Source organism: Kerstersia gyiorum (assembly GCF_004216755.1).
GTDB classification, from domain to species: Bacteria; Pseudomonadota; Gammaproteobacteria; order Burkholderiales; family Burkholderiaceae_B; genus Kerstersia; species Kerstersia gyiorum.
In genome coordinates this window covers 84,464-96,713 of the sequence record NZ_SGWZ01000006.1, presented here as the reverse complement: position 1 = coordinate 96,713, position 12,250 = coordinate 84,464, and the positions used below count along the sequence as shown (strand labels likewise).

Sequence of the window (12,250 nt, the reverse complement as noted above, 5' to 3'; positions counted from 1 at the left end):
CCGTCCGTCGAATCTGGATTGTTCGGATGCGCGGGGGCTGCCGTGTCGATTTTTCTTTTGCCTTGAACTGCCAAGGGCGCAAGCCTGGGCCGGGAGAGGCTGACTGCTTACTACCGGAGTTTCTATCATGGCAGAACGTAAACGCGTACGCCGCAACACCCTGGAGCGTCGTTGCCTGGGCAAGGCTTTCAAGCGTCTTTTCATCAAGTCGCCCAAGAGCGTGTTCAAGATGCTGGAAAAGGTGAAGCGCGTCTAATCGACGGCTTCTGCCTGGTTGTCCACTGCTACGGCAAGCGGACGACACCTGAAAAAGCGGGCTTCATGCCCGCTTTTTTGCGTCTGCGGCCAAGGGGGCGTGCCAGTGTCTGCGGCAAGTGGCCGCGCAGCCATGCCGCCAGGTGCGGCCGGATTGATTTTTTACAAAAACAACGCAGAAAAAAAGACTGGGGAAGGCGGGGCCAGGAGCGGGAAGGGGCATAATGTTGCCATCAAAAGCGAATGTTTTTCATTTGCTTTAAGGTGTATGTAAGGATTGCCTGATGCTGGTCCCTTTTCTCATTATGCTGCGCGAAGGCCTGGAGGCGGCGCTGATCGTTGGCATCGTCGCCAATTATCTGCATCACACGGGTCGGCGCGCCCTATTGCCCGCGGTACTGCTGGGCATCTTGCTGGCAGTGGCACTCTCTTTGCTGGCAGGCGCTGGCCTGCAGTGGGCGGCCGCCGAGTTCCCGCAGAAACAGCAGGAACTGTTCGAAGGCTGCGTGGGCCTGATTGCTGTCGGCGTGCTGACTGGCATGGTGTTCTGGATGCGCAATGCCGCTGCCGCCGTCAAGCGCGGCCTGGAGTCCTCGGTGGAGCATGCCGTGGCCCGGGGCATGGGCGGCTGGGCGTTGGTGGGAATGGTCTTTCTGGCCGTGGCCCGGGAAGGCCTGGAATCGGTGTTCTTCCTGCTGGCCGTGTTCCAGCAAAGCCAGGATTGGCAGGCGCCGGTCGGCGCGTTGGCCGGCATCCTGGTATCGGTCGTCCTGGGCTGGGGAATCTATGCGGGCGGGTTACGGCTGAATTTACGTCGCTTTTTCCGCTATACGGGGCTTTTCGTCCTGGTGGTGGCGGCGGGGCTGCTGGCGGGTTCGCTGCGCAAGTTCCACGAGGCAGGCGTGTGGAATATTGGCCAGCAGGTGCTGTTCGATATTGGCGAGTGGCTGCCCATGGACAGCCCGCTGGGCACCATTCTGGCGGGCGTCCTGGGCTATCTGTCTGCTCCTGTATTGAGCGAAGTGCTGGTCTATGTCGTGTATCTGGTGGTGGCGCTGTGGCTGTTCCTGCGGCCGGTTGCCCGTCCCGCCGCTGCACCGGTAGCGGCGCCGGGGGACGCCATGCAGCCGGCCGTCAATGCAAGCGTACCCGTGGCGGGCAATCTGCCGGCATGGCGGCCCTGGATCATCCTGGGCGCCTTGCTGGTGCTGGCCAGCGGCGCGGCGTTCTATGCCGCTACCCTCGCGGTACGGGCGCGGCCGGCTGCGCCCCAGGGTACGCAAGTCACCATTACCATCGCCGGGCGCGAATGCACGCCCAATACCGTCGAAGTTCCCGCCGGGCTGACCACGTTCACCATCATCAACCAGACCGCGCGTGCGCTGGAGTGGGAAATCCTGGATGGTGTGATGGTCGTGGACGAGCGCGAGAACATTGCGCCGGGCTTTACACAGACACTTCGGACGCGGCTCAAGCCGGGTAGCTATCAAATGACTTGCGGCCTGCTTAGCAACCCCAGGGGCACGCTGGTCGTGGTGCCGTCCGAGGCGTCACGCGCGGCGGCAGCCCGGCCGGAGTTGGTGCAGTACGTGGGCATGCTGGCCGAGTACCAGGTGTTCCAGCGCCTGTCGCTGCGCCAGGCGCAGCGCGAACTGGCGGCGGCCGGCGAGGCGCTGGCCGGTGGCGATGCGGCCATGGCGTTGCAACATGCCGCCACGGCGCGCGCGGCCTATGCGCATCTGCGGCCGCTGGTGGCGCAGTTTGCCGGGATTGATGCCGTACTGGAGCCGGGCCTGGATGCGGATACGGGTTTTGCCGGCCTGATGTCGCGCTTGCGTGATGAAGCGGCGTCTCCCGGGGCGGCGGCACTGCTGCCGCCGCTGGAACAGGCGCTGGCGGCTTTGCAATCGCAAGCTGCCGGGCTTGAGGCGACCCCGGCGCGTCTGGTGCGGCGCACTGCAGCCGATTTGCGTGCCTGGGCCGATATGGCGGAAAACGCGTCGGCCTGGGTGCCGCTGCAGGGGGCGTATGCAGGCGGGCAGCGGGTTGCCACCTTGTTGCTGCCCTTGCTGGCGGACGCCGATCCCGAGCAGGGAATGGCCTTGAAACGGGCCTTCGAAGAGGCTGGGGAAGCCTTGTGCGATGCGGGCCAGTGCCGCGGCATCAGCCTGGATGCACCCGATACGCTGGCTTTGTCGCGCGCTGGCGGTTTCATGCGTGCGGCGACTGAGCAATTGACCAGGGCGGCGACATCCCTGGGCCTGGAGGAAGAGCAGTAATGAGTGATCACGGAGGTTGCAAACAGGACGACCGGCAGCCGGAAGGGGGCTCGCCCAGCGCGCCGGGACGGCGGGACATGCTGCGCCGCCTGGGGCTGGCGGGGATGGCGGGTGTGGCAGGTTCGGCGGCGCCGGCTTTTGCGGCGGCGCAGTCCGGCGGTACCACCGCCCATGCGAACCCGCACGACGCGGATGCCTTTGCGCAGCGCCATGACTGGCGCGGTCCGCATCAAGCGGGCATCGCCACGCCTCGTCCACTGGCCGGCATGGTGGCCGCATTCCATGTGCTGGCAGAGGATCGCACCGAGCTGGCGCGCCTGTTTCGCACGCTGAGTGAACGCATCGCCTTCCTGACGCAGGGAGGCGTGCCGCCAGCGCTGAACACGCGCCTGCCGCCTGCGGATTCGGGCATCCTCGGGCCAGTGATACGGCCGGATGCCCTGACGATCACCGTGGCGGTCGGGGATTCGCTATTCGATGAGCGCTACGGGCTGGCCGCTGCCAAGCCCCGGCATCTGCAACGCATGGCGCGTCATCCCAATGATGCCCTCAATGCCAGCCTGTGCCATGGCGACCTGGCGCTGCAGATTTGCGCGAATACGCCCGACACCATCATTCACGCCCTGCGCGACATCATCAAGAACATGCCCGACCTGCTGGTGTTGTCCTGGAAACAGGAGGGCAGCGTGGCGCCTACGGTGCCGGACCCTGGGCATACCGAGCCGGCCAGCGCCCGCAACTTTCTGGGCTTCCGGGATGGTTCGGCCAATCCGGGCGCCGGGGATGCGTCAGAGATGGAGCGCGTGGTCTGGGTGCAGGCCGGCCAGGGCGAGCCGGTCTGGGCCGTAGGTGGCAGCTATATGGCGGTGCGCATCATCCGCAATTTCGTGGAGCGCTGGGACCGCACCCCGCTGGGCGAACAGGAGGCCATCATCGGCCGCCGGCGCGACAGCGGCGCGCCGCTCGACGCAGCGGCGGGCGCATCGGAATTCGGTTCACCGGATTACCGGCACGATCCCGACGGCGAGCGGACGCCGTTGGATGCGCATATTCGCCTGGCCAATCCCGCAACCCGCGCCCATGCCGGGCAGGGCAATCTGATGCTGCGCCGTGGCTACAACTACTCCAACGGTGTGACCCGTTCCGGCCAGCTGGACATGGGGTTGTTGTTCATCTGTTTCCAGTCCAACCTGGAGCAAGGCTTCCTGGCCGTGCAGCGGCGCCTTGATGGCGAGCCGCTGGAGGAATACATCAAGCCCATCGGCGGCGGCTTCTTCTTCGTTCTGCCCGGCGTGACGGAGCCGGGCGACTGGCTGGGCCGCAGCCTGCTGGAGGCTGGCGCATGAGGTGGAGGAGGCCCGCGCCTGGCATGGCCTGTATCCGGCTGCCTGCCACATGGCAATACGTGGCAGGCAGCCCTGGTGTCCTGTTTTCTTTCCATTGAAACCAAAAGGGGTCGCAACCCATGAACTACCGACGTTTTTTCATTTCCGCATGCGTGGCCGGTGTGGCCGGCCTGACATCCCTGGGCGCCAGCGCCGAAGTGGCGCCGCTGCAACTGGTGCAGCCGGTGGCCGAGTACAAGCTGTACGTCATCGAAAATGCCGGCGACCTCGTCAAGCAGACCAAGGCGTTTACGGACGCGGTCAAGAGTGGTGATGTCGAGAAGGCCAAGGCGCTGTATGCCCCGACGCGTACTTACTACGAGAAGATCGAGCCGGTTGCCGAACTGTTCAGCGACCTGGATTTCGCCATTGACTCGCGCGCCGACGACCACGAAAAGGAGGAACAGGACCCGGCATTCGGTGGCTTCCACCGCATCGAATACGGTCTGTGGTCACAGCAATCGGCCGCTGGCCTGGCACCGGTCGCCGCCAAGCTGCAAGCCGATGTCGAAGCGCTGGAACAACGCCTGGTCGACCTGACCTTCCCGCCGGAAAAAGTCGTGGGCGGCGCGGCGGCGCTGATGGAAGAAGTGGCGGCCACCAAGATTTCCGGAGAGGAAAACCGTTATAGCCAGACTGACCTGTGGGACTTCCAGGCCAATTTCGAAGGCGCCTACAAGATCGTGGACCTGCTGCGTCCGCTGGTTGCCAAGGAAGATGCGGCTTTCCTGGCCAAGACTGATGCCAATTTCAAGGTCGTGTTCGATACGCTGGCGAAGTACCGTACTGCTGATGGCGGCTTCGAGAGCTATGGCAAGCTGAGCGATACCGACCGCAAGGTGTTGGCGGCGCGCGTCAATACGCTGGCCGAAGACCTGTCGCAATTGCGCGGCCTGCTCGGCCTGGATTGAGGTCGGCAGTGCCCGGCGGCGCAGCCTGCCGGGCTGCCGCCGTCATGGTCTCACGGCCTGCCGGGTTTCAGTGCAGGGTGACGCCCGGCGGGAGCGCATCGTCGTCCTCGTCGTCGTCATCCTCTTCATCGTCGTCCGGCAATTCGGCTTCGGTGAAGCCGAAGGGCAGCAGTTCCGCCAGGTCGTCGGAAACATCGGCGACATCGCCTTCCTGGTCCAGTTTCACGAAACGGGCGCCTTCCTCATCACTGATCTGGATAGCCCACAGGAACACGCAGTCATAGAGCGCATGGGGGTCGTCTTCCACGCCACCCCGGGAGCCCAGCCACTGGGCTTGCTCGCCCCCCATCTGGATATGCATGGTTTCCTCGTCGGCCTCTTCCTCGGGCGCCAGGGGGATGCCGAAGGCCACCCATTCCATGCCGTTTTCGGCAATGCCCGTCTCGGCGAAGACTGGCTTGCCGCTGTAGGCCGTCAGGGCGTCTGCGGTCTTGGCCAGCAGCTCGCGTTCTTCTTCGGTAAAGCGGAAAGCGTCGTTGTCATGCATGGTGGAAACTCTTGTCTGGGACGAAACTCGTTCTTGGCAGGCGCCATCATAGCGCGGCTGGCTGGTGCGCGCGTGGCGCAGGAAAAGACTGCGGCCCCGGCAGCCAGGCAATGGCCTGGCCAGCGGGGCCGGCGGGCAGGGCGCTGGCGTTTTACTTCAGGGCCTTGTAGCGCAGGCGCCGGGGCTGGGCATCTTCGCCCAGGCGGCGCTTCTTGTCCGCTTCATATTCCTGGTAGTTGCCATCGAAGAACTCGACATGCGAATCGCCCTCGAAGGCCAGGATATGCGTGGCGATGCGGTCCAGGAACCAACGATCGTGGCTGATCACCAGTACGCTGCCAGGGAATTCCAGCAAGGCATCTTCCAGGGCGCGCAGGGTTTCCACGTCGAGGTCGTTGGACGGTTCATCCAGCAGCAGCACGTTACCGCCGGCGATCAGCGTCTTGGCCAGGTGCAGCCGGCCGCGTTCACCGCCGGATAGTTGGCCGACCTGCTTGTTCTGGTCGCCACCCTTGAAGTTGAAGCGGCCCAGGTAGGCACGCGCCGCCATTTCGAATTTGCCGACCGTGAGGATATCCGCACCGTTGGAAACGGCGTCGAACACGGTCTTGCCGTCTTCCAGCGAGCCGCGCGACTGGTCGACGTAGGCCAGGCGTACTGTCTGGCCGATATTCACGTCGCCGCTGTCGGGCTTTTCCTGGCCGGCGATCATGCGGAACAGCGTGGATTTACCCGCGCCGTTGGGGCCGATGATGCCGACGATGGCGCCGGCTGGAATCTTGAAGCTCAAGTTCTCGATCAGCAGGCGGTCGCCATAGCCCTTGTTGACGTTGTTGAACTCGATGACTTCATTGCCCAGGCGCTCGCCCACGGGAATGAAAATTTCCTGGGTTTCGTTGCGCTTCTGGTACTCATGCGAGGACAGTTCCTCGAAGCGGGCCAGGCGCGCTTTGGCCTTGGCCTGGCGGCCCTTGGGGTTCTGGCGCACCCATTCCAGTTCCTTGCGTATGGTTTTCTGGCGTGCCGATTCGGTGGCCTCTTCCTGCTCCAGGCGCTTTTCCTTCTGTTCCAGCCAGGAGCTGTAGTTGCCTTTCCAGGGAATGCCATGGCCGCGGTCCAGTTCGAGGATCCATTCGGCGGCGTTGTCGAGGAAGTAACGGTCGTGGGTGACGGCAACCACGGTGCCGGGGAACTTGTGCAGGAACTGTTCCAGCCATTCGACGCTTTCGGCATCCAGGTGGTTGGTCGGTTCGTCGAGCAGCAGCATGTCGGGCTTGGACAGCAGCAGGCGGCACAGCGCCACGCGGCGTTTTTCACCGCCGGACAGCTTGCCGACATTGGCATCCCAGGGCGGCAGGCGCAGCGCATCGGCGGCGATTTCCATCTGGGTTTCGATATCGTCGGAGCCGCTGGTGGCGGCTGCAGCGATGATCGCTTCCAGCTCGGCCTGTTCGGCGGCCAGCTTGTCGAAATCGGCGTCTTCGTCGGCGTAGGCGGCATAGACTTCGTCCAGACGGCGGCGGGCCTGGAACACGGCGCCCAGGCCTTCTTCGACGGACTGGCGAACGTTGTGTTCTGGGTTGAGCTGCGGTTCCTGGGGCAGGTAGCCGATGTTCAGCCCCGGCATGGGAATGGCTTCGCCTTCGATATCCTTATCGAGGCCGGCCATGATGCGCAGCAGCGTCGATTTGCCGGAGCCGTTCAGGCCAAGCACGCCGATCTTGGCGCCAGGGAAGAAAGACAGGGAAATATCGCGCAGGATCTGGCGCTTGGGCGGCACGATCTTGCCGACCCGGTTCATGGTGAATACGTATTGAGCCATAAGCTTGTCGAGGGAAACCCTGGAAGGGAACTGGGAAGCGCCCATTGTAGGCGGGACGCAGGCGCAATGCACCCATCGCCGGCAGGGGCCGGATGCAACAACGCCGGCCCCGGATGTCATCCCGGGCCGGCGCTGGCGGCGTTGCTGGCCTGGGGCATCGGCTGCTGACGCAAGCCGGGTACCCTGGCATGCGTTCAGTCCTTGTAGATCATCGGGACACGCTTGACGTTGCACAGCAGTTCATACGAAATGGTGCCAGCTCCCGCTGCGACCTGATTGATGTCCACCAGCGGCCCCCAGAGCTGCACAGCGCTGCCGATGCCGGCTTCGGGCAGATCGCTCAGGTCGATGGTCAGCATGTCCATGGAGACGCGCCCGACCAGGCGTGCCGGCTTGCCGTCCACGGCAACCGGGGTGCCGTTGGGGGCAGTGCGCGGATAGCCGTCGGCATAGCCGATGGCCACCAGGCCGATGCGGGTGGGCTGATCGGCCACGAAGCGGGCGCCATAGCCCAGGGCTTCGCCCGGTTGCAGGATGCGGGTGGCGAAGACCTGGCTTTCCAGGCTCATGACAGGCCGCAGGCCATGGGAAGCTTCCGGCATCGGGTCGGCGCCGTAGAGCAGGATGCCGGGCCGCGCCCATTCACAGTGTGCCTGGGGCCAGGCCAAGGTGGCTGCCGAGTTGCTGAGGCTGCGCGCGCAGCCCAGGCGCTGTGCGACGGCCTGGAATTGTGCAATTTGCCGCAGGGTGGCGGGCTGGTCCGGTTCGTCTGCCTGCGCCAGGTGCGAAATCAGTGTGATCTCGCCCACGTTCCGACAGGCGCGCAGGCGGGCATGCACCGCGTCGGCCTGCTCTGGCGCGAAGCCGGCGCGGTGCATGCCGGTATCTACCTTCAGCCAGACATGCAGGGCAGCAGCGCCGGTAGCTGCGCGGGCCGCGTCTTCGATCAGACGCAGTTGTGATTCCTGGTGCACGACCATCCACAAGTCGTGACCCTGGGCCAATTGCAGGTCATCAGCGTCGAAGATGCCTTCGAGCAGCAGGATGGGATGCCGTATGCCTGCTTCGCGCAGCACCAGCGCTTCTTCGAGGAAGGCCACGGCATAGCCGTCGGCCTCGGCTGCGAGCGCCTGTGCGCAACGTACGGCGCCATGGCCGTAGGCATTGGCCTTAAGTACGGCCAGCGCCTTGCCGCCATGCAGGCGTTTGGCCACCCGGTAGTTGTGCCGCAGGGCATCGAGGTCGATCAGGGCAAAAGAGGGGCGCATCAGTCTGGCCTATCGGGTTTGATTGGCAGGGGAAGTGGTGGCTGGTGCGCTGCGACGCTGCTGGTAGCGGTCCAGTGCCAGGCCTTCGGTGCTGATTTCCGGTTCGCGGCCGCTGACGAGGTCCGCCATCAGTCGTCCCGAACCGCAGGCCATGGTCCATCCCAGCGTACCGTGGCCGGTATTCAGGAACAGGTTGGGATAACGGGTGGCACCAATGATGGGCGTGCTGTCAGGGGTCATGGGGCGCAGGCCGGTCCAGAAGGTCGCGGCGGGTACATCGCCGCCGGGGAACAGATCCTTGACGACCATTTCCAGCGTGGCGCGGCGGCGCGGGTCCAGCCTCAGGTCGAACCCGGCCAGTTCGGCCATGCCGCCCACGCGGATGCGCTGGTCGAAGCGGGTGACGGCGATTTTATAGGTTTCGTCCAGCACCGTCGATTGCGGTGCCAGCGCAGGGTCGACCAGCGGTACGGTCAGGGAATAGCCCTTGACGGGGTAGACCGGTAGGTCCAGTTCCAGCGGCTGCAGCATGGCGCGCGAATAGCTGCCCAGCGCCAGCACATAGCGGTCGGCCTGGAAGACCTGCTGCCCGGAACGCACGCCGGTGATGCGGCCGCCTTCGACCTGCAGGCCGTCGATGGGGGTGTTCCAGTGGAATTCCACGCCTTCGCGGGCGGCGATCTCGGCCAGCGCACGAGTGAACAGGTGGCAGTCGCCGGTTTCGTCGTTGGGCAGGCGCAGGCCGCCGGTGAGACGGTCCTTGGCCTGGGCCAGCGCCGGTTCCACGCGCGGCAGTTCATCGGGCGTCAGCAGTTCGTAGGGCACGCCGCATTCCTGCAGCACGGCGATATCGCGTTGCACGGCTTCGATCTGCGCCTGGTTGCGGAACAGTTGCAGCGTGCCGCCGGTGCGGTGTTCGTATTGGATGCCGGTGTCGGCGCGCAGCTGGCGCAGGCAGTCGCGGCTGTACTCCGCGACGCGTGTCATGCGCTCCTTGTTGATTGCATAGCGTTCGGCGTTGCAGTTGCGCAGCATGTCCAGCATCCAGCGCAGCTGGTACATGCTGCCGTCCAGCCGGATGGCCAGGGGCGCATGTTTCTGGAACAGCCACTTGATTGCCTTAAGCGGAATGCCCGGCGCTGCCCAGGGCGTGGAATACCCCGGGGAAATCTGGCCTGCGTTGCCGAAACTGGTTTCATCGGCGGCACCCGCCGCGCGGTCGATCAGGGTGACCTGCATACCGGCGCGTGCAAGATAGTACGCGCTGGTGACGCCAATCACGCCGCCGCCGAGGACTATGACTTTCATGGGAAAAACTCCGTTCTATGGCTTCCGGGCGGCCTGCTGCGGCCGTCACGTTCTACCTATGCAAAAGCCTCTGCATTGAGGTATGGGGGCGGCGCGGATAGCCAGGGGCTGGGCGCGCCGCACGGTAATCACTTCACTGCTGCTGCAACAGGCTCTTCTTGCGGCCGTACAGCGCGTAAACGACCAGGCCGATGGCGCTCCAGATGAAGAACCACATCAGGGTCTTCGTGGGCAAACTGAAGAACAGGTAGAGGCAGCCGCCCATGGCGCCCAGGCCGACCACCCAGACCAGCGGGGCGCGGAAGCGGCGTACTCGGTTGGGTTCGCGCTTGCGCATGACCAGCAGGCTGGCGCCCACGGCGACGAAGGCCATCAGGGTGCCCGCGTTGGCGAGCGCAGCGATTTCGTCCAGGCGGGCGACGCCCGCCAGGCTGGCCACCAGTACCGTGGTCATCAGGGTGATGGCGACCGGGGTGCCGGTCTTCGGGTTGACCGAAGCCAGTTGCTTGGGCAGCAGGCCGTCACGCGCCATCACGAAGAAGATCCGGCTCTGGCCATACAGGAAGGCCAGCAAGACTGTCGGCAGCGCGATGACGGCTGCGCCAGCAATGACGACTGCCATTTTTTCCTGGCCGATATTGCGCAGGATCAGGGCCAGGGGTTCGGCGCTGTTGCCCAGTGCCAGATAGCTCATGGCGCCCAGCGCAGCCAGCGAAACAATGATGTAAATGGTGGTGCAGCCCAGCAGGGAACCAACGATGCCGATGGCCAGGTCGCGGTCGGGGTTCTTGGCTTCTTCGGCCGCGGTGGCGACGGCATCGAAGCCGGCGTAGGCAAAGAACACGATGGCGGCGGCTGCCATGACGCCACGTTCCACGCCGTCCTCGCCTACGGATTTGAAGAAGCCGTAGGGCATGAAGGGTTCGATATTGGTGAGGTCGAAGTGCCGTATGGCGATGAAGACGAACAGCGCCAGTGCGGAAAGCTTGATCAGGACCAGGACGGCATTGAAGGTAGCGCTTTCCTTGGTGCCGCGGATCAGCAGGCCGGCAACCAGGAAGGTGATGAGCACGGCAGGCAGATTGATGACTCCGCCAGCATCAGGCCCGGCGGAAATGGCCAGGGGCAGGTTGATGCCCATGCCGGTCAGGAAGCCGACCATATAGCCGGACCAGCCCACTGCGACAGTACTGACGATGAGCGAGTATTCGAGGATCAGGCACCAGCCCACCACCCAGGCGACGATTTCCCCGAGGGCGACGTAGGAGTAGGTATAGGCCCCGCCGGCGGCGGGCATCATCGTTGCCATTTCGGCATAGGCCAGGGCCGCGCAGACGCAGACCAGCCCGGCCACCATGAAGGACAGCAGGACAGCCGGGCCGGCGCGCTCGGCGCCGACGCCGACCAGGGTGAAGATACCGGTACCCACGATGGCGCCGATACCCAGCGCCACGAGGTGTACCCAGGTCAGGGACCTTACCAGGCGATGCCCGGGGGCGTGCTGCGTCAGGGTATCCAGCGATTTACGTCGAAACATTCATGTCTCCATTCTTATGATTGTGCTGACAGGGGCCAGGCACACGCTCTGCCATTGCATGCCGGCCCGAGTGAGGCGGGCTGGCATGCAAATGAGAGAGCGGGGCTAGACTGGCGCCTCAGGCTCCTCCGCCAGCCTGGTCGCATTCATGGCATCAGGTTTGTTCTGATTGCCATTCCCATTCATTGCGCAGCTGCAAGAGAACTTGCCTGACGGCCACGGTGGCCGCAGCGGAGGCGGTCTCGTGGTGCGGCCAGTGCTGCGCATGGCAGGGCCTAGTTTTTTGCATCGGTGGCGGCGGGTTTTGTGTCCCACTGCTGTCAAAGCGTAAAAAATCCAGTAAAAACAGGATTGTATGGCTTTGATAGCAGTTTGTTTAACTAAAATGATAGGTAAATAAAGTGAATATTGCTGGGGGAGAAATCGGCCGTGAATGATAAAAGTGAAAAACACTCCCTGGACCGCATGGATAGGAAAATCCTCGCCATCCTGCAACGCCAGGGACGTATCCCGATGACGGAGCTTGCTACCCTGGTGGGCCTGTCGACGACCCCATGCGCCGAGCGTGTGCGGCGCATGGAACGGGCCGGGGTCATTACCGGCTATCACGCCAGTGTGTCGCCCGAAGCGCTGGGCAAGCCCTTGCTGGTTTTCGTCGAGCTGCGCCTGTCGTCGAAATCCGAGGAAATTTTCGAGAAGGTTCGCAAGGAATTGATGCTGGTGCCGGACGTGCAGGCCTGCCATCTGGTCGCAGGCAGCTTCGATTATCTGGTCAAGGCGAGGCTGGGCGGCATGCGTGAATACCGGCGCTTGTTGGGCGATATCCTCAAGAAGCTGCCGGTGGCGGCCGAATCCCACAGTTATATCGTCATGGAAGAGATCAAGGAAACCCTGGCCCTGAACATCTAGGGAGCCGCGCCAGGCACGCCGCGTGCGGT

At 64.1% G+C, this 12,250-nt stretch carries 9 protein-coding genes and 1 pseudogene; 5 read left to right on the top strand and 5 right to left on the bottom strand.

Annotated elements, in window-relative coordinates:
• The first annotated feature begins 127 nt into the window (after window positions 1-127).
• From EV679_RS17980 to efeO, 4 genes are all read left to right on the top strand, one after another.
• Window positions 128-256, top strand: coding sequence for a hypothetical protein (locus tag EV679_RS17980; RefSeq protein WP_257741111.1), 129 nt, complete (start codon window positions 128-130; stop codon window positions 254-256).
• 283 nt (window positions 257-539) lie between these two features.
• A complete protein-coding gene (gene efeU / locus EV679_RS15375) occupies window positions 540-2,534 on the top strand; it encodes an iron uptake transporter permease EfeU (protein ID WP_130487679.1) in 1,995 nt (664 codons plus the stop codon).
• Window positions 2,534-3,880 (top strand): iron uptake transporter deferrochelatase/peroxidase subunit, encoded by a 1,347-nt coding sequence (efeB, locus tag EV679_RS15370; protein ID WP_130487678.1) that lies wholly within the window; start codon window positions 2,534-2,536, stop codon window positions 3,878-3,880. The genes efeU and efeB overlap by 1 nt, the downstream gene beginning before the upstream one ends.
• A 119-nt stretch (window positions 3,881-3,999) precedes the next feature.
• Window positions 4,000-4,830, top strand: a complete 831-nt coding sequence (gene efeO / locus EV679_RS15365) for an iron uptake system protein EfeO (protein ID WP_068374268.1) — start codon at window positions 4,000-4,002, stop codon at window positions 4,828-4,830.
• A gap of 94 nt (window positions 4,831-4,924) precedes the next feature.
• Here the strand turns inward: efeO and EV679_RS15360 are convergent.
• The 5 genes and pseudogenes from EV679_RS15360 to EV679_RS15340 all read right to left on the bottom strand — a co-directional run.
• Window positions 4,925-5,377 (bottom strand): annotated as a pseudogene (locus tag EV679_RS15360) (hypothetical protein); the annotation flags it as partial.
• 151 nt (window positions 5,378-5,528) lie between these two features.
• Window positions 5,529-7,199: an energy-dependent translational throttle protein EttA gene (gene ettA, locus EV679_RS15355; RefSeq protein WP_068374262.1), complete on the bottom strand. Its 1,671-nt coding sequence runs from the start codon at window positions 7,197-7,199 to the stop codon at window positions 5,529-5,531.
• Window positions 7,200-7,393: 194 nt separating this feature from the next.
• Window positions 7,394-8,467: an alanine racemase gene (alr, locus tag EV679_RS15350; RefSeq protein ID WP_130487677.1), complete on the bottom strand. Its 1,074-nt coding sequence runs from the start codon at window positions 8,465-8,467 to the stop codon at window positions 7,394-7,396.
• Between the two features lie 9 nt (window positions 8,468-8,476).
• Window positions 8,477-9,775 (bottom strand): D-amino acid dehydrogenase, encoded by a 1,299-nt coding sequence (locus tag EV679_RS15345; RefSeq protein ID WP_127773178.1) that lies wholly within the window; start codon window positions 9,773-9,775, stop codon window positions 8,477-8,479.
• Window positions 9,776-9,908: 133 nt separating this feature from the next.
• A complete protein-coding gene (locus EV679_RS15340) occupies window positions 9,909-11,312 on the bottom strand; it encodes an amino acid permease (protein WP_130487676.1) in 1,404 nt (467 codons plus the stop codon).
• A gap of 465 nt (window positions 11,313-11,777) precedes the next feature.
• Between EV679_RS15340 and EV679_RS15335 the strand changes: the two genes are divergently transcribed.
• Complete coding sequence (locus tag EV679_RS15335; protein ID WP_068374510.1) at window positions 11,778-12,221, top strand: winged helix-turn-helix transcriptional regulator; 444 nt, start codon at window positions 11,778-11,780, stop codon at window positions 12,219-12,221.
• Window positions 12,222-12,250 lie beyond the last annotated feature (29 nt).